Origin of the sequence: Serratia sp. J2 (genome assembly GCF_046269175.1) — a bacterium.
Classification (GTDB): domain Bacteria; phylum Pseudomonadota; class Gammaproteobacteria; order Enterobacterales; family Enterobacteriaceae; genus Chania; species Chania fonticola_C.
The window spans coordinates 97,221-119,534 of sequence record NZ_JBKABN010000009.1 but is presented as its reverse complement, the minus strand read 5'-3'; the positions used below and the strand labels follow the sequence as shown (position 1 = coordinate 119,534).

23 protein-coding genes are annotated in these 22,314 nt (G+C 53.5%); 11 read left to right on the top strand and 12 right to left on the bottom strand.

Translation table 11 applies throughout. The annotated features are described in order from the left end of the window. Positions 1-6: 6 nt before the first annotated feature. The 9 genes from pabC to yceD form a co-directional block, all read right to left on the bottom strand. Entirely contained in the window at positions 7-804 is a 798-nt protein-coding gene (gene pabC / locus ACKWMY_RS11905) for an aminodeoxychorismate lyase (protein WP_409486336.1), read from the bottom strand. Between the two features lie 124 nt (positions 805-928). Continuing rightward, a complete protein-coding gene (gene fabF / locus ACKWMY_RS11900; RefSeq protein WP_024528545.1) occupies positions 929-2,170 on the bottom strand; it encodes a beta-ketoacyl-ACP synthase II in 1,242 nt (413 codons plus the stop codon). A gap of 81 nt (positions 2,171-2,251) precedes the next feature. After that, positions 2,252-2,488, bottom strand: coding sequence for an acyl carrier protein (gene acpP / locus ACKWMY_RS11895; protein WP_004719003.1), 237 nt, complete (start codon positions 2,486-2,488; stop codon positions 2,252-2,254). Positions 2,489-2,642: 154 nt separating this feature from the next. After that, on the bottom strand, positions 2,643-3,377 hold the full coding sequence (gene fabG / locus ACKWMY_RS11890) for a 3-oxoacyl-ACP reductase FabG (RefSeq protein WP_024528544.1): 735 nt from the start codon (positions 3,375-3,377) through the stop codon (positions 2,643-2,645). Positions 3,378-3,389: 12 nt separating this feature from the next. Then, the gene (fabD, locus tag ACKWMY_RS11885; RefSeq protein WP_024528543.1) at positions 3,390-4,319 is read right to left on the bottom strand and encodes an ACP S-malonyltransferase; all 930 of its coding nucleotides are present in this window, start codon (positions 4,317-4,319) and stop codon (positions 3,390-3,392) included. 18 nt (positions 4,320-4,337) lie between these two features. Beyond that, on the bottom strand, positions 4,338-5,291 hold the full coding sequence (locus ACKWMY_RS11880; RefSeq protein WP_024528542.1) for a beta-ketoacyl-ACP synthase III: 954 nt from the start codon (positions 5,289-5,291) through the stop codon (positions 4,338-4,340). A gap of 6 nt (positions 5,292-5,297) precedes the next feature. Beyond that, positions 5,298-6,332, bottom strand: coding sequence for a phosphate acyltransferase PlsX (gene plsX, locus ACKWMY_RS11875; protein WP_409486335.1), 1,035 nt, complete (start codon positions 6,330-6,332; stop codon positions 5,298-5,300). A 12-nt stretch (positions 6,333-6,344) separates the two neighbouring features. After that, positions 6,345-6,512, bottom strand: a complete 168-nt coding sequence (gene rpmF / locus ACKWMY_RS11870; protein ID WP_004943042.1) for a 50S ribosomal protein L32 — start codon at positions 6,510-6,512, stop codon at positions 6,345-6,347. A 16-nt stretch (positions 6,513-6,528) separates the two neighbouring features. Beyond that, positions 6,529-7,050, bottom strand: coding sequence for a 23S rRNA accumulation protein YceD (gene yceD, locus ACKWMY_RS11865; RefSeq protein ID WP_024485941.1), 522 nt, complete (start codon positions 7,048-7,050; stop codon positions 6,529-6,531). A gap of 141 nt (positions 7,051-7,191) precedes the next feature. On the opposite strand from yceD, the gene ACKWMY_RS11860 reads away from it, so the two are divergent. Next, on the top strand, positions 7,192-7,773 hold the full coding sequence (locus ACKWMY_RS11860; protein ID WP_024528540.1) for a Maf family protein: 582 nt from the start codon (positions 7,192-7,194) through the stop codon (positions 7,771-7,773). A gap of 2 nt (positions 7,774-7,775) precedes the next feature. Here the strand turns inward: ACKWMY_RS11860 and rluC are convergent, their stop codons facing one another. Beyond that, positions 7,776-8,744 (bottom strand): 23S rRNA pseudouridine(955/2504/2580) synthase RluC, encoded by a 969-nt coding sequence (rluC, locus tag ACKWMY_RS11855; RefSeq protein WP_024485939.1) that lies wholly within the window; start codon positions 8,742-8,744, stop codon positions 7,776-7,778. Between the two features lie 553 nt (positions 8,745-9,297). On the opposite strand from rluC, the gene rne reads away from it, so the two are divergent. The 7 genes from rne (at position 9,298) to ACKWMY_RS11820 (ending at position 17,233) form a co-directional block, all read left to right on the top strand. Further along, positions 9,298-12,633, top strand: coding sequence for a ribonuclease E (gene rne, locus ACKWMY_RS11850; RefSeq protein ID WP_409486334.1), 3,336 nt, complete (start codon positions 9,298-9,300; stop codon positions 12,631-12,633). A 256-nt stretch (positions 12,634-12,889) separates the two neighbouring features. After that, the gene (gene pyrC / locus ACKWMY_RS11845; RefSeq protein ID WP_409486333.1) at positions 12,890-13,939 is read left to right on the top strand and encodes a dihydroorotase; all 1,050 of its coding nucleotides are present in this window, start codon (positions 12,890-12,892) and stop codon (positions 13,937-13,939) included. Between the two features lie 74 nt (positions 13,940-14,013). Beyond that, positions 14,014-14,253, top strand: coding sequence for a DNA damage-inducible protein I (gene dinI / locus ACKWMY_RS11840; RefSeq protein WP_021178315.1), 240 nt, complete (start codon positions 14,014-14,016; stop codon positions 14,251-14,253). Between the two features lie 134 nt (positions 14,254-14,387). Then, positions 14,388-14,666 carry a hypothetical protein gene (locus ACKWMY_RS11835; RefSeq protein WP_024528537.1) on the top strand — a complete coding sequence of 93 codons (279 nt, stop codon included), beginning with the start codon at positions 14,388-14,390 and terminating at the stop codon, positions 14,664-14,666. Positions 14,667-14,863: 197 nt separating this feature from the next. Continuing rightward, positions 14,864-15,118: a biofilm formation regulator BssS gene (gene bssS / locus ACKWMY_RS11830; protein WP_024485935.1), complete on the top strand. Its 255-nt coding sequence runs from the start codon at positions 14,864-14,866 to the stop codon at positions 15,116-15,118. Positions 15,119-15,263: 145 nt separating this feature from the next. Further along, the gene (solA, locus tag ACKWMY_RS11825) at positions 15,264-16,376 is read left to right on the top strand and encodes an N-methyl-L-tryptophan oxidase (protein WP_024528536.1); all 1,113 of its coding nucleotides are present in this window, start codon (positions 15,264-15,266) and stop codon (positions 16,374-16,376) included. A gap of 215 nt (positions 16,377-16,591) precedes the next feature. After that, positions 16,592-17,233, top strand: a complete 642-nt coding sequence (locus ACKWMY_RS11820) for a helix-turn-helix transcriptional regulator (protein WP_074031317.1) — start codon at positions 16,592-16,594, stop codon at positions 17,231-17,233. Between the two features lie 3 nt (positions 17,234-17,236). Here the strand turns inward: ACKWMY_RS11820 and ACKWMY_RS11815 are convergent, their stop codons facing one another. Further along, a complete protein-coding gene (locus ACKWMY_RS11815; RefSeq protein ID WP_074031316.1) occupies positions 17,237-18,295 on the bottom strand; it encodes an AI-2E family transporter in 1,059 nt (352 codons plus the stop codon). Positions 18,296-18,723: 428 nt separating this feature from the next. On the opposite strand from ACKWMY_RS11815, the gene ACKWMY_RS11810 reads away from it, so the two are divergent. After that, positions 18,724-19,278, top strand: a complete 555-nt coding sequence (locus ACKWMY_RS11810; protein ID WP_021804727.1) for a cytochrome b — start codon at positions 18,724-18,726, stop codon at positions 19,276-19,278. A 26-nt stretch (positions 19,279-19,304) separates the two neighbouring features. Then, positions 19,305-19,883: a YceI family protein gene (locus ACKWMY_RS11805; RefSeq protein WP_024528533.1), complete on the top strand. Its 579-nt coding sequence runs from the start codon at positions 19,305-19,307 to the stop codon at positions 19,881-19,883. A 64-nt stretch (positions 19,884-19,947) separates the two neighbouring features. On the opposite strand, the gene ACKWMY_RS11800 is transcribed toward ACKWMY_RS11805, so the two are convergent. Next, positions 19,948-21,000 carry a rhodanese-related sulfurtransferase gene (locus tag ACKWMY_RS11800; RefSeq protein ID WP_024528532.1) on the bottom strand — a complete coding sequence of 351 codons (1,053 nt, stop codon included), beginning with the start codon at positions 20,998-21,000 and terminating at the stop codon, positions 19,948-19,950. A 208-nt stretch (positions 21,001-21,208) separates the two neighbouring features. Between ACKWMY_RS11800 and ACKWMY_RS11795 the strand changes: the two genes are divergently transcribed. Continuing rightward, positions 21,209-22,306: an NADH:flavin oxidoreductase/NADH oxidase gene (locus ACKWMY_RS11795; RefSeq protein ID WP_024528531.1), complete on the top strand. Its 1,098-nt coding sequence runs from the start codon at positions 21,209-21,211 to the stop codon at positions 22,304-22,306. Positions 22,307-22,314 lie beyond the last annotated feature (8 nt).

Genomic DNA, 22,314 nt, shown 5'->3' with positions numbered 1-22,314 from the left:
CCATCATTAACAGTGTGGTCGCAAAAAATCATACAGTTGGCGCGAAGGGTAGCGCCATGATTGTGCCCTATTCACCGGCAGCAACGGCATCAGCGCGTTGCATATCAGCACTTCCTCCGCATCGGCCAGCGTCTCTAGCGGTTCACTGACGTAATGCAGTAGATACTCGCTGCCCGCCAGAAGTTCAATCACGCGGCGGCGCATCACACCAGCGACACCCGCCTGATCCAGATTTGGCGTAAAGACGCTTTTTCCTTTGCGCCAGAACAAATTAGCCGCACAGCATTCCACCAGCATACCCGCAGTGTCAAGCACCAGCGCCTCATGGGCATCGGCCTGGTCAAGATGTGCGCGGATCAACACCTGCTCCAGGCGGTTAAGGTGTTTCAAGCCAGCCAGCAGTGGATTACGTGCCAGCGCAACTGGGCTGAGCGCCAGGCTGATCCCTTCTTCACGCCATGACAGGTAATGCGTGGGATAGGTGCTGCGTGAAACGATCCGTGTAGATGCAGCGCAGCCGTGCGGGCTGTAACCTCGTCCACCACTGCCTCTGGTCAGTATCGCTTTGACCACGCCATGGGGGAGAGTGCTAGCCGCATGGCGCATCTCAAGTTCCAATGCAGCCCAGTCAACAGCAGGCAGTAGCAACCTCTGCGCCGCCTGCTGCATGCGTTCAAGATGCCAGGGGAAGAGATCGATGTTGCCATCCACCACCCTGGAGGTGGTAAAGCAGCCATCGCCAAACTGCAAACCGCGATCGCTGGCTGCCAGGGCGTCATGTTGTTGTCCATTTATCCAGTACATGCGTTTCCTCACTGTGGTTTCACTACGACAGCATATCAGGCACATACTACGATAGACGGCCTGGCACCATAAAAAAAGCCCGGTCAGAGTGCACCGGGCCTTTATCAGCTTGAGTTGGCTAGAACTATACTCGACGGAAAATCAGCGAGCCGTTGGTGCCACCGAAGCCGAAGGAGTTACACAGCGTGAACTCCATATCTTTAGTCTGACGCGCTTCGTGTGGTACGAAGTCCAGATCGCAACCTTCATCCGGATTATCCAGATTGATGGTAGGTGGAACCGCCTGATCGCGCAGAGCCAACACGGTAAAGATCGACTCAATCGCCCCAGCGGCACCCAGCAGGTGACCGGTCATCGATTTAGTGGAGCTGACCATTACCCGGTTGGCATCGCTACCAAATACGGATTTCACCGCTTGGGTTTCGGCTTTATCACCGGCCGGCGTCGAGGTGCCATGCGCGTTGATATAGCCAATCTGTGACGTTGTCACACCTGCATCACGCAGCGCGTTTTCCATCGCCAAGGCGGCACCAGCACCGTTTTCCGGTGGCGATGTCATGTGGTAGGCATCGCTGCTCATACCAAACCCGACAATTTCGGCGTAAATTTTCGCACCGCGAAGTTTGGCATGTTCGTACTCTTCCAACACCATCATCCCCGCACCATCGCCCAGCACAAAACCATCACGGTCTTTATCCCAGGGGCGGCTTGCGGCCTGTGGGTTGTCATTACGGGTTGAGAGCGCACGAGCTGCCCCAAAGCCGCCGACACCCAGAGGAGTACTGGCTTTTTCTGCACCACCGGCCAGCATCACATCGGCATCATTGTAAGCAATGATACGTGCGGCATGGCCAATGTTATGGACACCTGAGGTACAGGCAGTAGCGATGGAAATACTTGGGCCACGCATGCCATACATAATGGTCAGGTGACCGGCAATCATGTTCACAATGGTCGAAGGCACAAAGAACGGACTGATTTTCCGTGGGCCACCGTTAACCAGTGAGCTATGGTTTTCTTCAATCAACCCCAGGCCGCCGATACCGGAGCCGATAGCGGCACCAATACGATTGGCGTTCGCCTCGTTGATATCCAGCCCCGCATCCTGCATGGCTTGCATGCCGGCGACGATGCCGTATTGAATGAAGGCATCCATCTTGCGCGCATCTTTGCGCGAGATGAAATCTTCACAGTTAAAATTCTTTACCAAGCCAGCAAAGCGCGTTGCATAGGCAGTAGTATCGAAATGGTCGATCAGGCTGATGCCACTCTGACCGGCAAGAAGAGCATTCCATGTGGACTCTACCGTATTGCCGACAGGAGACAACATGCCCAGTCCGGTCACAACTACTCGACGCTTAGACACGTTTGTCCTCCAAGGAGGGAAAATATGACGCTAGGGATAGAAAAAACTTAGGCGGTCGAGTGACCGCCTAGATATGTTCGCTTACTGCTGGCTAGCGTTGATGAAATCAATAGCTGCTTGCACAGTAGTGATTTTCTCAGCTTCTTCGTCTGGAATTTCGGTGTCGAATTCTTCTTCCAGAGCCATTACCAGCTCAACGGTGTCAAGAGAATCAGCGCCCAGGTCTTCAACGAAAGAAGCGTTGTTCAATACTTCTTCCTGCTTAACACCCAGTTGCTCAACAATGATTTTCTTAACGCGTTCTTCGATAGTGCTCATACTCTTAAATTTCCTATCAAAACTCGCTTTCGCGATGGTTTTCGTAGTGTATAAAATGTTGAAAAAGATGCAACTAAATCCCGGCTGGTCAAACCACGATTTTACGCTATTTTGCGGTTTTTACCTCAAATAACGCAAATAGTTTTCGCATTTTTTAAATCATATACATGCCGCCATTGACATGTAACGTTTCACCGGTGATGTAGCTGGCCTCGTCAGAGGCTAAAAATGCAACAGCGCTGGCGATTTCTTTAGCTTCCCCAAGCCGGCTAGCCGGAACCTGAGTCAAAATGCCTGCGCGTTGATCTTCTGTCAACGCCCGTGTCATGTCCGTCTCAATAAAGCCAGGAGCCACGACGTTGACCGTAATGCCACGTGAAGCGATCTCACGTGCCAAAGACTTACTAAAACCAATCAGACCGGCTTTAGCCGCCGCGTAGTTAGCCTGCCCTGCATTCCCCATGGTGCCAACAACGGAACCGATAGAGATGATACGGCCAAACCGCTTTTTCATCATAGCTCGCATTACCGCTTTTGACAGACGGAATACGGAAGTCAGATTAGTGTCCAGGATATCCTGCCACTCATCATCCTTCATTCGCATCAGCAGGTTATCACGCGTAATCCCGGCATTATTCACTAAAATGTCGATTTCGCCAAATTCTGCGCGAATCGAGGTCAAAACGTTGTCGATAGATTGAGCATCAACCACGTTCAGCATATAGCCTTTGCCGTTCTCACCCAGATAGCTGCTGATGGCTTCAGCACCGCTCTCGCTGGTAGCAGTGCCGATAACCTTGGCGCCACGTGCAACAAACAACTCTGCAATAGCCCGGCCAATACCGCGGCTTGCGCCGGTGACCAGGACAATTTTCCCTTCGAAGCTCATGGTTATCCTCTTTTACTGTTCCAACGCCGCAGACAGGCTGGCAGTATCGTTAACCGCTGCCGCCGTCAAAGTGTCGACAATGCGTTTGGTCAGGCCGGTCAGCACTTTGCCTGGGCCCACTTCCAACAGCAGAGTCACACCCTCTGCCGCCATAAATTCTACGCTTTCCGTCCAGCGCACCGGGCTGTACAGTTGGCGAACCAACGCACTGCGGATGGCTTCTGGCGCGGTTTCTGCGCGTACATCAACGTTATTGACTACCGGTACTAACGGCGCATTGAAGGTGATGTCTTGCAGCGCTACAGCCAGCTTATCGGCAGCCGGCTTCATCAGTGCGCAGTGCGAAGGCACGCTCACCGGCAACGGCAGTGCACGTTTGGCTCCCGCCGCCTTGCAAGCTGCACCTGCACGCTCAACCGCTTCTTTGTTGCCCGCGATAACGACCTGCCCCGGAGAGTTGAAGTTCACCGGTGAAACTACCTGGCCTTGAGCTGACTCCTCACAGGCTTTGGCAATCGAGTCATTATCCAGACCGATGATGGCGTACATGGCACCGGTACCTTCCGGTACCGCTTCCTGCATCAGTTTGCCACGCAGCTCTACCAAACGGATAGCCGCAGCAAAATCCAGCACACCGGCACACACCAGCGCCGAGTATTCACCCAGGCTGTGGCCGGCCATCATCACAGGCATGTTACCGCCCTGCTGTTGCCAGACACGGAAGATGGCAACGGAGGCCGCCAACAACGCTGGCTGTGTCTGCCAGGTTTTATTCAGCTCTTCTGCCGGGCCGGTCTGTACCAACTGCCACAGATCGTAACCCAAAGCCGCAGAAGCGTCGCTAAAAGTTTGTTCCACAATGGGAAACTGTGCGGCCAAATCGGCCAACATGCCAACGGTTTGTGACCCCTGGCCTGGAAAAACAAAAGCAGTTTGCGTCATTTTTTTATTCCTGTTGAATCAAAAACGAACCAGCGCCGAGCCCCAGGTAAAGCCACCGCCGAATGCTTCTAGCAACACCAGCTGACCACGCTGGATGCGCCCGTCGCGTACGGCTTCGTCGAGCGCCGCAGGTACCGAGGCGGCAGAGGTGTTACCGTGACGATCGAGCGTCACCACCACTTTATCCATCCCCATACCCAGTTTTTTTGCCGTTGCGCTGATGATGCGCAGGTTGGCCTGATGCGGAACCAGCCAATCCAGTTCGCTGCGGTCAAGATCGTTGGCCTTCAGCGTTTCATCAACGATATGTGCCAGTTCGGTGACTGCCACTTTAAAGACTTCGTTACCCGCCATGGTGACATAAGCAGGTTGATCCGGGTTCTGACGATCTTTATTCGGCAGCGCCAGCAGATTGCCGTAGCGACCATCGGCATGCAGATGGGTAGAGATAATGCCCGGCTCCTCAGAAGCTCCCAGCACTACCGCGCCCGCACCATCACCAAACAGGATGATGGTGCCGCGATCCTCTGGATCGAGCGTGCGTGACAACACATCGGAGCCGATCACCAGCGCATGTTTTACCGCGCCGTTCTTCACGTACTGATCGGCAACGCTCAAGGCATAGGTAAAGCCAGCACAGGCCGCCGCGATATCAAACGCCGCGCAGTCCTGAATACCCAGCATCTGCTGCACCTGGCAGGCAGAACTTGGGAACGCATGGCTCGAGGTGGTGGTCGCCACCACGATCAGGCCGATATCTTCTTTAGCCACACCCGCCATTTCCAGCGCGTGAGACGCAGCATGGAAGCTCATGGTTGCCACGGTTTCATCCGGGGCAGCGATACGACGTTCACGAATACCGGTGCGAGTCACGATCCACTCGTCAGACGTATCCACCATTTTTTCTAAGTCAGCGTTGGTGCGCACTTGTGCGGGTAAGTAACTCCCCGTACCGAGAATCTTTGTATACATGAACGATCAGTCACTCTTGGGTAATACAGCTTCAAGGCGCGCAGCAATCCGGTCCGGAACTTGCCGCTGCACCGCCTGTACAGCCTGTTCGATTGCCACCGCAAACGCGTTTTGGTTCGCGGCGCCGTGGCTCTTGATCACGGTCCCCCGCAATCCTAACAGACATGCACCATTATACTGGTCGGGGTTCAGATGACCAAAACGCCTTGCCACCCTTTTTTGTAACCAACGACCCAACAATTTTAACCACCACGCCTGCTTCCCCCCTTCGGAGGATGACTTGAGTAGCGACAAGAACAGTCTTATCACACCTTCCATGGTTTTCAGAGTGACGTTGCCGACGAAGCCGTCGCAGACCATCACATCGGTTTTGCCAGTGAGCAGGTCGTTGCCTTCCAGATAACCAATATAGTTGATTGCCTGAGTTTTTTTAAGTACGGCGGAGGCTTCGCGGATATTATCCAGCCCTTTGGTTTCTTCTTCGCCGATATTGAGCAGTGCCACACGTGGCTGCGCGATACCCAATACCTCTTCCGCCATCACGGCTCCCATGACCGCGAACTGCACTAGCATCGTGCTGTCGCACTCTACGTTGGCTCCCAGATCCAACACCACGGTTTTACCGCGCTGCTGGTTAGGTATCACGGTCATCAACGCCGGGCGTTCAATGCCGTCCAACGGTTTGATCAGCAGCTTGGCCAGCCCCATCAACGCCCCGGTATTCCCTGCACTGACACAAGCCTGCGCCTCACCGCTTTTAATCAACTCCAGCGCAATACGCATAGAGGTACCTCGGCTGGCCCGGATCGCTTGTGAAGGCTTGGCGTCACCGGCAATAACCGATTCGGCAGGTACGACTTGCAAGCGTTCCCGGACAGACGGATCGGCTTTGGCAAGTAACGGGGAGATGACGTCGGGATCGCCGACTAACAGGAGATGAAGCTGTAAATTAGAGGCCAGTGCCTGCAATGAAGCAGGCACTGTGACGCAGGGACCGAAATCCCCGCCCATTGCATCTAACGCCAGGGTTAGACGAGTCAAAGTATCGCTGACTTAGCCGATAACCTTGCGACCGCGGTAGAAACCGTCGGCAGTGATGTGGTGACGACGATGAGTTTCACCGGAAGTCGCATCTACAGACAAGGTGGTGGTGGTCAGGGCATCGTGTGAACGACGCATGCCACGTTTGGAACGGGTTGGTTTATTTTGTTGTACGGCCATGGACCTTACTCCTCGATTACTTACGCTTTAAACTGGCTAATACGGCAAATGGATTTGGTTTCTCCGCCTCAGGAGGCAGTTTGCCAAACACCATGTCCGCTTCGGACACTTCACAGTGTTCAGATTCATGTACCGGAACGACAGGCAGTGAAAGAATAATTTCATCTTCAATCATTGCCAACAGATCGACTTCGCCAAACTCGTCAACTTCGATCGGTTCGTACGCTTCCGGTAATGCCTCAGCCTGCTCATCATTGACGACCGGGCTAAAACAATATGTTGTGTGGACCTGATGTGCAAACGGGACACCACAGCGTTGACACATCAGCGTTACCGCGACGTCCGCATGCCCTGTTATCACCGCGAGGCGCTGGTTATCAATATCAAACGACAACTGCACTTCGACATCACTGTCCACACTGACCACGGAGTCGGCAACACGTGTAACCAGCTCAGGCGCATAGGAACCAACATAGTCCAAGCGTTTCTGAGCGGTACGTACCGCATCAATGGTCAAGGGTAATTTTACCTTTTGCATAGGGCGCGCATATTAACTTTGTAACGTCATAGAGTCAAAGAAAAAGGCCCTAAAACGGCACCTTTCACCAATATTCGCTTCCAGAGCGGCCGACAGTTTAAGATGAGCGACATATTTACGCTACGGTTTGTGGAAAAAATTATGCAAAGACTCTTACTCGCCTCAACGTCAATCTACCGCCAGCAGTTGTTGGAGAAGCTGCACCTGCCCTTTATTTGTGCAGCGCCGCAAACCGATGAAACACCGCTGCCTGGGGAAAGTGCCGAGGCTTTGGTACTGCGCCTGGCGGCGGCCAAGGCTCAGGCGCTGGCTATAGCCTACCCTGATTATCTGATTATCGGTTCCGATCAGGTCTGCGTGATTGCCGGAGAAATCACCGGTAAGCCCCATAGCGAAGAGAACGCCCGCCAGCAGTTACGCAAGGCCAGCGGCAAGCAGGTGACCTTCTATACCGGTTTGGCGCTCTATAATAGCCGTAGCCAACGCCTACAGGTGATGTGTGAGCCTTTCCACGTTCATTTCCGTACGTTGAGCGAAGTGGAGATCGAAACCTACGTGCGCCTCGAGCAGCCGCTCTTTTGTGCTGGCAGCTTCAAGAGTGAAGGTTTGGGGATTGCGCTATTTGAAAAGCTGGAGGGCCGCGACCCGAATGCGCTGATTGGCCTGCCGCTGATCGCATTGCTGGAGATGTTGCGGGCTGAAGGGATCAACCCGCTGGTATAAGCTTATTTCTTGGCAGCGGCGGTTCTTTGCCGCAATACCTGCAGGCAATGACGTAGTTCGTCATCCATCGGCGCTTCGATGCGCATCGTTTCGCCGGTGGCAGGATGTTCAAAGCGCAGCGCCGCCGCATGCAGGAACAGGCGCTTCAGGCCGGTGCCCGCCAATTGGCGATCGAACTCCCGGTCACCATAACGGTCGTCAAAGGCGATCGGATGCCCGGCATGCAAGGTATGCACGCGAATCTGGTGGGTACGCCCGGTGATCGGACTGGCCTTCACCAACGTGGCATGTTCAAAGCGCTCTTCGATCTTGAAGCGGGTCTCCGAAGGTTTGCCTTCGCTGTTGACGCGGACAATGCGCTCACCGCTCTGCAAAATATTCTTCAGCAACGGTGCCTGCACCGCTTTGCAGTGCGACTGCCACTCGCCGCGCACCAGCGCCATATAATCCTTCTGCATCCCCTTGAGGCGCAACTGCTCGTGCAGCGAACGCAGCGCCGAACGCTTCTTGGCCACCATCAACACGCCGGAGGTATCGCGATCCAAGCGGTGCACCAGCTCCAGAAAACGTGCTTCCGGGCGTAATGCACGCAATCCTTCGATCACCCCAAAACTCAGGCCGCTACCGCCGTGCACCGCCGTTCCCGAAGGTTTGTTCAGCAGTAGCAGGTGATCGTCCTCATAAAGGATACAATCCGCCAGGGCTGCAACTTTATCCAGCTTGGCGGAAACCGGTGCATCTTCACGCTCGGCGACCCGAACCGGAGGAATGCGCACCACGTCGCCCGCTGCCAGTTTATATTCAGCCTTGATGCGGCCTTTATTGACCCGCACCTCGCCCTTGCGCACGATGCGATAAATCATGCTCTTCGGCACGCCTTTCAGGCGGGCAAGCAAGAAATTGTCGATTCTCTGACCGGCTTCGTCGTCAGAAATCGTCACTAATTGTACTGCGGGAATGTTCGTTTTCATGGGGCGGGATTCTAAATAGAGCGCGTCAATAGCGCCACCTCTTTTTATGTGCTTAACTGTCTCTCAGACTGTGAAAGAAACGCCAGCGAACAATAAGGCAGCAAGCCAGGTTGATCGTTTGCGGTTTCGATCATAGTTAAGGAAAAGTCACCTTGCTATAAAGGTGCTTGCAATGGAATAATGCTGTAACTTTCCGTGCAGATCCCCTTGAAACGAGGAGAATTGCGGAATTATACAGTTTGTCTGGTTGCACAAAAACGCAGCAATGGCGTAAGACGTAATGTGAAATCAAACAATTAGCGGGCTGCGGGTTGCAGCTTGGCCGGCAAATGGAATCAGATCTGTCATCATAAATCAGAGGCTATTCCCTGAGTCAAAAGCGCTGTGTTTCACAAAGAAATACAGGCTTACCGAGATAATGCGCCCCTATGCAGGCGACAACCGTGAGGTTGACGGCTTTGCGAGAAGACACGGGGTTTTCGGTTTTAACCTGGCCATGAGGTTATTTTGCCCGCAGCTTTGTCGATAATGTAAAAAAAACGAGTAAGTTAAGATGAAAAGAATGTTGATTAACGCAACTCAGCAGGAAGAGTTGCGTGTTGCCCTTGTAGATGGACAGCGGCTGTACGATCTGGATATTGAAAGCCCTGGCCATGAGCAGAAAAAAGCGAATATTTACAAAGGTAAAATCACTCGTATTGAACCTAGTCTAGAGGCCGCGTTCGTTGATTACGGCGCTGAAAGACATGGTTTCCTCCCGCTAAAAGAAATCGCTCGCGAATACTTCCCAAGCAATTACTCTTCCCATGGTCGCCCAAACATCAAAGATGTGCTGCGTGAAGGCCAGGAAGTCATCGTTCAGGTTGATAAAGAAGAACGGGGTAATAAAGGCGCTGCCTTGACTACCTTCATCAGCCTGGCCGGTAGCTATCTGGTTCTGATGCCGAACAATCCGCGTGCCGGTGGTATTTCTCGCCGCATCGAAGGTGACGACCGTACCGAACTGAAAGAAGCGCTCTCCTCGCTGCAATTGCCAGACGGCATGGGATTGATTGTCCGCACCGCTGGCGTAGGCAAATCTGCCGACGCTCTGCAATGGGATCTGTCATTCCGCCTCAAGCACTGGGAAGCGATTAAAAAAGCCGCCGAAGGCCGCCCTGCTCCATTCCTGATCCACCAGGAAAGCAACGTTATCGTGCGAGCATTCCGCGACTACCTGCGCCCGGACATCGGCGAAATCCTGATCGACAACCCGAAGGTACTCGATCTGGCCAAAGAGCACATCGCTGCCTTGGGCCGCCCGGATTTCAGCAGCAAGATCAAATTGTACAGTGGCGAAATCCCGCTGTTCAGCCATTACCAGATCGAATCGCAGATCGAATCCGCGTTCCAACGTGAAGTGCGTCTGCCTTCCGGTGGTTCCATCGTGATCGACACCACCGAAGCCTTGACCGCTATCGACATCAACTCCGCGCGTGCAACCCGCGGTGGCGACATCGAAGAAACCGCATTCAATACCAACCTGGAAGCCGCAGATGAAATTGCTCGCCAATTACGCCTGCGCGACCTGGGTGGCCTGATCGTTATCGACTTTATCGATATGACCCCGGTTCGTCACCAGCGTGAAGTGGAAAACCGTCTGCGCGATGCCGTCCGCCAGGATCGTGCGCGCATTCAGATTGGCCGTATCTCGCGCTTTGGCCTGCTGGAAATGTCCCGTCAGCGCCTCAGCCCGTCACTGGGTGAGTCCAGCCACCACGTGTGCCCGCGCTGTACCGGTACCGGCACCATCCGTGATAACGAATCGCTGGCGCTGTCTATTCTGCGCCTGATCGAAGAAGAAGCGCTGAAAGAGAACACCAAAGAAGTTCACGCCATCGTACCGGTTCAGGTTGCTTCCTACCTGCTGAACGAAAAACGTGATTCTGTCAGCGCGATCGAGAAGCGCCAGGGTGGCGTGAAAGCGATCATCGTGCCAAACGATCAGATGCAAACTCCGCATTACTCCGTGCTGCGCGTACGCAAGGGTGAAGAAACACCGACCCTGAGCTACCTGCTGCCGAAGCTGCATGAAGAAGAAATGGCCCAGCCGCAGGATGATGCGCCAGTCGAGCGCAAACGCGAGCAACCGGCTCTGGCTTCCTTCTCCCTGTCACAGGATGCTCCACCGCAGGAAGAAGAGCCTGTGGTTAGCAAGCCTGCCGTTGCCGCCAAACCGGCAGTTGCATCAACCCCCACTGCTGAGGCCAAACCTGGCCTGTTGAGCCGTCTGTTCGGTGGCTTGAAGTCACTGTTCGCCGGTGAAGAAACGCCGGTGGTTGAAGCTAAACCGGTCGTAGCTGAGAAAACGGAAGACAGCGACAACCGTCGTCAGGATCGTCGTGGTCAACGCCGCCAAGGCTCTGGCCGTAAAGGTGAACGTGGCGAGCGTAAAGAACGTGGCGAAGGGCGTGACAACCGTGAACGTGGTGATCGTGAACCACGCGAAAATCGCGAACCGCGCGAACCGCGTGAAAGTCGTGACGATCAGCGCCGCAACAACCGCCGTAACGCACAACAACAGACTGCACCAGCGGCTGCCAACACCGAAGTGCAGACTGAAGAAGCGGCCAAGGCACAGCGCGAAGATCAGCAACAGCGCCGTGAACAACGTGCCGAGCGTCAACGCCGTCGTCAGGAAGAAAAACGCCAGGCTCCACAAGACGTCAAAGTGCCGGAAACTGCGGAAGTCGTTGTTGCCAGCAATAGCAATGACGAAGATGAAGACCGTCATCAGCAGCCAACGCAACGTCGTCAACGCCGTCCACTCGCGCAGAAAGTTCGCGTCCTGTCGGCGGAAGAAGAACTGCATCGCGCCGCTGAAGAGCTGTTAGCGCCTAAGGCACCGGTTGCCAAGGTTGAAGAACGCCAGGCTCCGGTATTGGCTGAGAGCGTTAAACTGTTGCCACAGGCCATTGCGGCCCAGGCTGAAGATGACACGCAAGCTGACAACCGTGGTAACGGTGAAAACGGCATGCCACGTCGCTCTCGTCGTTCTCCACGCCATCTGCGCGTCAGTGGTCAGCGTCGTCGTCGCTATCGTGACGAGCGTTATCCGAACCAGTCGCCAATGCCGTTGGCCGGGGCGTTTGCCTCACCAGAGATGGCTTCAGGCAAGGTTTGGGTCAGCTATCCTGTGGCACAAGCAGCCGTCTACGTTGAACACGAAGAAGCTCAAGCGCCAGTGGCAATTGAAACCGTAGCCGTGGCTGCTGCACCGGTGGCTGTTGAAGCCGCTCCTGTTCAGCCTGTGGTCAACGAAGCGCCAAGCGTAGTTGACACCGCTTCGGTAGTGGCTGAATCTGTGGCAACACCGGTAGTTGAAGCCCCGGTAGAAACTGCACCTGTTGAAACCGATGCCGACGCTGTCGTCGCTGCCGAATCAGCCGCTGTTGTGGTAGATGAAACCGTTGTCAGTGAAACAACTGAAGATGAGACGGTTACAGATGCTGCAGTACAAGCTGAGCCGGTTATCACTGAATCCTTGGTGCAAGAGCCTGTAGTTGAAGAAGCGGTAGTTGAAGAAGTTGTAGTGGAAGCCGTTGTGGCTGCCCCTGCAGAAACTGCTGTAGCCGCAGAGCCGGAAGTCGTGTCAGCACAGCCAGAGGCTGCTCCAGCTCCTGTGCAGGCGGCCCCAGTGGTTGCACAACCGCAACCGGCGCTCTACAAGCATATCGCTACCGCCCCGATGACCAAAGCGCCTGCGCCGGATTATCAGCCGGAAGCCACCAAGACCAGCGAGTGGCAGCGCCCTTCCTTCAACTTTGACGGAAAAGGTTCTGCTGGCGGCCATGCAGCGGCTAATCAGGCCACTGCTCCAGCGACCAAACCGCAGCCAGTTAACGACTAAGTTAATCCCTGCCCTACAAAACCCGCCTAAATGGCGGGTTTTTTTCACCCCTTTCCAGAAGATGCCCCCTCCCTAGATCTGGCCTGAGATAATCAGTGCTTCCCGGTTACCCAAGCTCTCGCAGCCAACTGATTTCAATTTGCCATTAACTAACAGATGCATCCGGAACGTTTTCCGCTTATCCTTTCACCCCGGCGTGAATAACCCAAAATTATTCGCTTTTACTAAGATTTTTTGACCGCCGGAGCTCTGCACCATGACCGCACAACCCCAAGCCCTGAAAATCCGCCGCCCTGACGACTGGCATATCCATTTGCGTGACGACAACATGCTGAAAACGGTTCTGCCCTATACCAGTCAGGTGTTTGGCCGGGCGATTGTGATGCCGAACCTGGCCCCACCGATCACCACCGTTGCCGCAGCACGTAGCTATCGTGAACGCATTCTGGCAGCCCTCCCGCCGGAACATAACTTCACGCCATTGATGACCTGCTACTTGACGGATTCACTGGCTGCTGCGGAGCTGGTCAAGGGGTTTGAGCAAGGGGTGTTCACCGCCGCCAAACTCTATCCAGCCAATGCCACTACCAACTCCAGCCACGGCGTGAGCGATGTGACCGGAATTTATCCCCTGCTTGAGCAGATGCAGAAGATCGGTATGCCGCTGCTGATCCATGGAGAAGTCACCGATGCCAGCGTGGATATCTTCGATCGCGAGGCTCGCTTTATCGAACAGGTGATGGAGCCGGTGCGCCGCCAGTTCCCGGAATTGAAAATCGTATTCGAGCATATCACCACCCGGGAAGCCGCTCAGTACGTGCAGGAAGGCAATCGTTTCCTTGGTGCCACCATTACGCCACAGCACCTGATGTTTAACCGCAACCACATGCTGGTCGGTGGGATCCGTCCACACCTGTTCTGCCTGCCGATCCTCAAACGTAACATCCATCAGGAAGCGTTACGCAGCGCCGTTGCCAGCGGTTGTGACCGCTTCTTCCTAGGCACCGACTCGGCACCTCATGCCAAACACCGCAAAGAGACCAGCTGTGGCTGTGCAGGGGTATTTAACGCCCCTAACGCGATGCCCGCCTACGCCACCGTGTTTGAGCAATTAGACGCGCTTGAGCATCTGGAAGCCTTCAGCTCGCTGAATGGCCCACGCTTCTACGGCTTGCCGGTGAACCAGGACTTTATCACGCTGCAACGCCTACCGGTGGCCCAGCCAGAGGAGATAACTCTGGGTAATGAAGCCGTGGTGCCCTTCCTGGCGGGTGAGATCATTAACTGGTCAGTGACCGACTGCTAAATATTTTATTTCTGCTCTTGCCTCCGGCGTCATTTGACTGTATAAATATCCAGTATACAGTTCCGGGGGCAATTATGCGTGTTGAAGTCACTATAGATAAAACCAAACCACTGCCGCCGGGGGCTATCGAAGCCCTGACCGGTGAATTCAGTAAACGGGTCAATCGCCAGTTTCCTGACACTACCGTCCAGATCCGTTATGCCGGTGCCAATGGCCTTTCCGTAATGGGCGGTGCCAAAACAGATAAAGACCTGATCGAGGAGATACTCCAGGAAACCTGGGAAAGTGCCGACGATTGGTTCAGTGCAGAATAATTCTGCAATGTCGTTGTTGCCGGGGGTCGCTCTCCGGCTTTTTTGTTTCCGCCGTATTGCCCTTTCCCCTGGAACAAACAGCACTTGTGGTCTGTAATGATTAGACGACTTATGGTGCAACAAAGGTGTAAACAATGGTTCCGGATAAAGACAAACCCGAAGAAGCGATGACCTTTGGCGAGTTGCTGGCCCTGATCGCCGATCAAAAACGGCGGCTGAACGTGCTCGAGGTCGCTTTCTCTTATTTGTCTTTTGGCTTGAATGACAAAACCAATCAGTTGCTGATCCACAGCCTGAAACTGGAAGCACAAAATCAGAACCGCGATCCTGAGATGCAAAAGCATTTCGCTCATCTGGCAGCCGAATTGGAAAGCCATGCGCACGTGCAACTTCCTCCCGCATCCGAAGAGTAATATTTGAACGGGCGCAGCATTCAGCGCCCCTACCATTTGCCGATTAATTGCGCAAAAAATATTTATTTGCAATAAACCGCAGGAAAACACCCCACGTCAGATCCCGGATGCGTATACTGTAAAAGCTCACCATGAAGATGAGACGCATTGATCCTCGTTAGTAACTCCAGCTAGTCACTACTTGATAAGGGGTCTTTATGGACAGAAATGATGAAGTAATACAGACACATCCGCTTGTTGGCTGGGATATCAGTACCGTCGATGTTTATGATGCCATGATGATTCGCCTTCATTACCTGTCTTCACTAGACCAAACAGCCGAAGAAGCGCAAGTGGATCGGACTCTTTGGCTAACCACAGACGTTGCCCGCCAATTGATCAATATTTTAGAAGCTGGCATCGCCAAGATAGAATCTACGGATTATTTAGACCTTGATCGAAGAAAACATTAACCCATTCACCCTCAACCGCTAAGGCGTCGGCAATTAACCGGCGCCTTTTCTTTTGTATCGGCTCGCATCGGTTCATGGTGCATTACCGCCGCCAAACTTTTATCATAACGGCCATCAGCGACACATCAAAGAAAGGACATGGCACGTGGAATATGACTTGATCATCGTGGGTAGCGGCTCGGTTGGGGCTGCTGCAGGCTATTATGCGACAACCGCAGGCCTTAAGGTCTTAATGATCGACAGCGCTTTCCCCCCGCATCGTCAGGGCAGTCACCACGGCGATACCCGCATCATCCGCCATGCTTACGGTGAAGGCGAAAAATATGTGCCTTTTCTGCTGCGTGCCCAGGCACTGTGGAACGGATTGGAACAGAAAAGCGGCGACAAGCTGTTTCATCCCTGTGGCGTACTCACTCTGGGGCCACAAAACAGTGAGTTTGTCACCACGGCACAGCGCAGTGCCAAAAGCTTTAACCTCAATACACAGTTACTGAGCGCCGAACAGATCCAACAGCGCTGGCAAGAGTTCACTGCGCCAGCGGGTTATGTCGGCCTGTTCGAACCGGATGCAGGAATACTGCGTTCTGAGCTGATTGTCGCCAGCTATATCAGACTGGCCAGAGAAGCGGGCTGCGCCCAACTGTTTAATTGCCCGGTGACCGCGATAGAGCCAATCGAGCAAGGGGTTGAGGTCGTTACTTCAGAAGGGCGCTACCAAGGGCGTAAAGCCGTGGTCTGCGCAGGTACCTGGGTCAAAAATCTGTTACCACAGCTTCCTGTTTCACCGGTACGTAAGGTGTTTTCCTGGTATCAGGCCGATGGCCGTTACAGCGAAAACAACCGCTTTCCGGCGTTCACCGTTGAAGCGCAAGACGGCTGCCACTATTACGGTTTCCCATCGGAGAATGACGGCTTAAAGGTCGGTAAACATGAGGGTGGACAACCGATGGAGACAGCAGATCAGCGTAAGCCGTTCGGCTCCCTGGCCAGCGACGGTACCGAAGTATTCGGCTTTCTGCGCCACTTCTTGCCTGGGCTTGGCGTTTGTCTACACGGTGAGGCCTGTAGCTATGATATGAGCCCGGATGAAGACTTTATCATCGACACCCTGCCTGACTGTCAACAGTTGATGGTGATCACCGGCCTGAGTGGCCACGGCTTTAAGTTTGCCAGTGTACTGGGCGAGATAGCAGCGCTGTTTGCGCAAGATAAGCCTTCATCCCTGGATATCACCCCCTTCAGCCTGCGGCGTTTCTGACCGATCAATCCCCTGTTCGCACCGCTCTGGCCAGCGGCAGGGGAAAACCACAGCGATAGAAATACGACAACATACTGATATTACTGAAAAATAGGCTATGGACGGAAATATCTTCCTATAGCCACTGGATTTCCGAATTGATCCTACTGCCGGGTAAGGCCTATTTTACATAATTAGGCTCTAGCCCGTTTTGTATCTTCAACAAGGACGTCACCATGAAACTACTCGTTGTAGACGAATGCTGTTTCACTCGTATTGGGATCGCCAGCCACTTTACTGACAACGTGTTTGCGTCAGTAAAATGCTGCCCAGACATCGACACCGCGCTCCCTCTACTGGCCAGTTTCAAACCCAGCCATATTTTGGTGAATCTAACCAACTACTGCCGCTGTACAACAGATAATCAACTGCTTTCAGCGTTTATCACGGCGGCCTGGCGTGCAACGGTACATATTTACCTTGATGCTCCTTATCCCTATAGTGAAAGCCCGCTGCGCATCGCCAGCAATACTTTTTTATTCAACAAAGCCGTGTTACCCATTGCGCTAAAAACGCTAAGTAAAATCCCCAGTGAGCTAATGAAGGATCAAGAGGCTCATTCGCTTTTCAGCCCGCAAGAATTGACGGTAATGCGCTATTGGATGTCCGAAATGCCGAATTACCGCATCGCCAAGAAATTACAGATCAGCTCCCATACGGTGTACGTGCACAAGCGCCATATCACCGAGAAAATCAACGTGCGTAACCGGCTGGAATTTTATTCACTGTATAACATACTGCGCTATTTCTATCCGCCAGAACCCACCACCTTTAAACAGGTGGGTTCGGCTTCGTTAGCACTGCAGGCCGTCGTTTAAGCCTCATTTCGGCGTAATTTCGTTTATCTCGCGCCCATCACCGAGGAGCATTGCCACCTTGCGTCCTCCATCCATGGTTTCCAACGTGATGCGCGCGATAATGGTCAAGGGGACCGAAAGCAGCATCCCCACGGGCCCCATCAGCCAGCCCCAGAAGATCAGGGAAAGGAACACCACCAGCGTAGAAAGCCCCAGCCCACGGCCCATGATCCGCGGCTCCAGCATATTACCGATGATCAGGTTGATCAGAATATAGCCCGCAGCCACCACGGCCGCATCGGCAAAGCCGTTAAACAGCAAAGCCTGGATCAGCGGCGGAATAGCGGCAATGATCGAACCAATATTGGGCACATAGTTGAACATGAACGCCATCATGCCCCAGATAAAGGCAAAACGAACGCCAACCCAGCTCAGAAAGCCCCAGACGATCAGGCCAGTTGCCAGGCTGATGGCGGTCTTGATCACCAGATAGTGTGTAACCCCTTGCAAGGCCCGGCGGATAGTGGCCATCCCTTCGGTGGGATTATCCAGCGCCTGCTGCAGCTTAAAGGGCAATACCTTCACCTCAAACAGCATAAAGACTACCGTCATCAATAACAGGAAGATGCTGGTCATCGCCCCGGAAAGGTGCCCCAGCAGGCGGGTCACCAGGTTCATGGTGGCACCAGGATCGACGTATTTGACCACCGCTTCTGCCGAGAAGTTAATATCCAGATTGAAGCGCTGCGCCTGGTATTGCAGTTCACTCAGCTTCTCCAGCATCACGCCCCGATACTGCGGCAATGAGCGAGCAAACTCATTTAATGAAGCACCCAGCATACCGATCAAGGTCAGCAACAGCACGACGATGGCAATCACCAATAGCGTCACCCCCAGCGCTCTAGGCACACGAAAGCGTTCCAGTAGCAGCACCAGCGGGTTTAACACGATGGCCAAGAACACCGCCAGCAGGAATGGCACCACAATATCTGCCGCCGCCTTTATGCCAGCCAGGATCACCACCAGCATGGCCAGCATCATGATCAGACGTAACTTGCGGTCATTAAACTCGGGTATGCCCATGAAATTTCCTTGTGTGATACAGGCCCGCCAGAGCCGTCGATAAATACATGTTAGCAAATTATTCCTTGCTGTCGCAGGCATATTACCCTCAAGTTGCTGAAGGAATTAAATTAATCCTGGTAGATAAGGCGAACAAATAATCGGCGTTAGTCGTTTTTCAATTATTTGCCAAGGTTTCTGGTGGTATTTACGAAAAATGACAAAAGCTGACAATTAAGAATAAAGTCGATAGATTTCAATTGGCCAGAGTTTCTCCAGCATTGCCAGAAAAGCGCCCTCTCCAACGATTCCTTTGACCAACTCGCCACAACTCAAACAAATCTACTGATTAATATTTTTATGCAGTAACTTAGTTAAATTTATTATTGATTTATATTTCTTAAAGTTTAAGTATTGCTGTCGGTAAATGAGATTTGTAAGGAAAACTGATGCTCTGGAAAAATACCGCCGACCGCTTTGGTCACGTTTCTGTGCTGATCCACTGGCTGGTGGCACTGACCGTTTACGGCATGTTTGCCCTCGGATTATGGATGGTGACGCTGGGTTACTACGACGTTTGGTATCACCAGGCGCCGGAGATCCACAAAAGTATTGGCACGCTGCTGTTTATCGTAATGGTGGTACGAGTGGTTTGGCGCTTTATCTCGCCGCCGCCCAAGCCCCTGGCCAGTTATAGCCGTCTTACGCATATCAGTGCGGTACTCGCCCATATCGCGCTTTACACCGTGCTATTCGCCATCCTGATCAGTGGCTACCTGATCTCGACCGCCGACGGTCAGGCAATCAGCGTATTTGGCTGGTTTGACGTACCGGCCAGCGTGACCGGTTTGCCACAGCAGGCCGATACCGCCGGGACTATCCATCTTTATCTGGCTTGGGCCGTCGTCGTGCTTTCGGTACTGCACGCCCTTGCTGCGCTTAAACATCACTTTATTGATGGTGATGTTACTTTGAAACGGATGCTGGGTCGCAGCACCGATTAACCCTTTGGATTTATGGAGATATTGCTATGTTGAAGAAAACCGTATTAGGCCTGGCCGCGGGCGCTCTGCTGTTAAACGCCGGTTCCGCCCTGGCTGCCAATTATAAAATCGACAAACAAGGCCAGCACGCCTTTATCGAATTCCGCATCCAGCACCTGGGTTACAGCTGGATTTATGGTTCTTTCAAAGATTTTGACGGTGGCTTTACCTTCGATGAAAAAGACCCGGCTAACGATAAAGTCAACGTAACCATCAACACCGCCAGCGTAGACACCAACCACGCCGAGCGTGACAAACACCTGCGCAGCGCCGAATTCTTGAACGTTGAAAAGAACAAGCAGGCCACCTTTACCTCTACCGAGGTGAAAAAAGACGGTGAAGGTTATGCCGTAGTCGGCAACCTGACGTTGAATGGCGTGACCAAGCCAGTCACGCTGGCAGCCAAACTGGTCGGCGAAGGTAAGGATCCTTGGGGCGGTTACCGCGCCGGTTTCGAAGCCAACGGTAAAATCAAGCTGAAAGACTTTGGCATCACCACCGACCTAGGCCCAGCCTCTCAGGAAGTTGAGCTGATCATCTCGGTCGAAGGCGTTCGCGAGAAGTAATACATTCTTTATACAACAAGGGCGCTGAATTTCAGCGCCCTATTTCTATCCTATGAGCAACACCCTACTCTTTCGGTTCTGGGATATGCATGGTGGTTTGCAACAGCCCTTTGGACTTATTGAAGATTTTTACGCCATTCTCGCGGCCAGCCCGGCGGGCTCGCTGTTCTTCACGCGGTAGTTTCAGTTCTTCACGGCAGGTCTCGCTGCAACAGCCAGCAAACTTCTCGGCACAGCTTGGGCACTGGATAAACAGCAGATGGCAGCCGTCGTTCAGGCAGTTGGTGTGAGTATCACATGGCGCACCGCACTGATGGCAGTTGGCAATCACGTCCTCTGAGATACGTTCCCCCATGCGCTCGTCAAACACAAAGTTCTTGCCGATGAACTTCAATGGCAACCCTTGCGCCTTCGCCTGGCGGGCATATTCGATAATACCGCCTTCCACGTGATAGACGTTTTTGAAGCCATTATGCAGCATATAGGCGCTGGCTTTCTCACAACGGATCCCACCGGTACAGTACATGACAATATTCTTGTCTTTCTGCTCCTGTAGCATTTCCACTGCCATCGGTAGCTGATCGCGGAACGTGTCGGAAGGCACTTCGATCGCCTTCTCAAAGTGCCCAACCTCGTACTCATAATGGTTGCGCATATCAACAAACACCGTATTCGGATCGTCGATCATCTGGTTAACACGATCGGCCTGCAGGTACTCACCCACATTGGCAGGATTGAAGGTTTCATCTTCAATACCGTCGGCCACAATACGTTCACGCACTTTCAGGCGCAGTACCCAGAAGGATTTGCCGTCGTCTTCCAGCGCAATATTCAGGCGCACTTGATCCAGCGCCGGGTGCGAAGCAAACAGCACGGTTTTGAACGCGTCAAAATGACTCTGTGGCACGCTGATCTGCGCATTGATGCCCTCTTTGGCCACGTAGATACGGCCAAACACCTTCAGTTTATCGAACTGAATATACAGGCTATCGCGAAATGCCTTTGGGTCGTCAATGGTGAAATATTTATAAAAAGAAACTGTGGTGCGTGGCTCGGTTTCGGCCAGCATACGCGCCTTCAGTTCCTCATTAGAAATTCGGTTATGTAACACTGGCATGGTGTACTTTCCTGTCTTTCGGGAGGTGACTGATTGAGTGCCCACGGGCCGTTAGCCCGCGCGCGGCGCACATCATACCCGAAAATAGGCTGCAACACAGCATTAACCCGGCGGCAATCATTTCCGCACAAAGCTTGACGTTATTGGCAAATACCGATAAGCCTAGTGCAAGTTGTAGCAACGAATTTTGACGGACCATGAGGAAATTATGAGCCAGCTGTTTACTCCGATCACCCTGGGGCTACTGCGGTTGCCTAACCGCATCATTATCGCCCCCATGTGCCAGTACTCTGCCGACAACGGCAAAGCCACCGAATGGCATACGATGCACCTCGGCCATCTGTCCCTTTCCGGGGCAGGTTTGCTGATTGTGGAAGCCACTGCGGTTTCACCGGAAGGACGTATTTCTCCGGGAGATCTGGGCCTGTGGGACGACGATACCGAACAGGCACTTGCCGACGTGGTTCAGGCGGTAAAAAAACACGCCACCATGCCTTTGGGGATCCAACTGGGGCATGCTGGCCGCAAAGCTTCTTGCGCCCTTCCCTGGCATGGCGGTGCCCAACTGACCAGGAGTGAGGGTGGTTGGCAAACGCTCTCTGCCTCTACCCAGCCCTTTAACCCTCTGGATGAGACTCCACAGGCTATGAGCCTGGAGCAAATTGAGCAGCTGAAGGCACAGTTTGTTGCAGCGGCACGGCGTGCCGACCGTCTCGGCTTCGAGCTGATCGAACTGCACGGGGCACATGGTTACCTGTTGCACCAGTTCCTTTCGCCACTGGCCAATCATCGCACCGATCAATATGGTGGGTGCCTGCAAAATCGTATGCGATTGTTGCTGGAGATTTTTAGCGAGGTGCGGGCGGTATTCCCGGCCAACAAAGCGCTTGGCGTGAGGATCTCCGCCAGTGACTGGGTTGAAGGAGGCTGGGACGAACAACAATCTGTTGAACTGGCCAGCGCTTTAAAGGAGTTGGGCTGCGATTATATTCATATTTCCAGCGGCGGCCTGTCACCACAGCAAAAAATCCCGGTGGGGCCGAACTATCAGGTGCCGTTTGCCGAAACCATCAAACATAAAGTGGGGATGCCAACCATCGCCGTGGGGTTGATCACCGAACCAGAGCAAGCGGAAGCGATCGTCGCCACCGGTCAGGCCGATATGGTCGCGCTAGCGCGCGGTATTCTCTATAACCCTCGTTGGCCATGGCACGCGGCCGCAAAACTGGGGGCCCAAGTGCAGGCTCCGCCACAGTATTGGCGCTCAGAACCGCATCGGGTAAAAGGTTTGTTCAAAGACCATTAAAACGACCT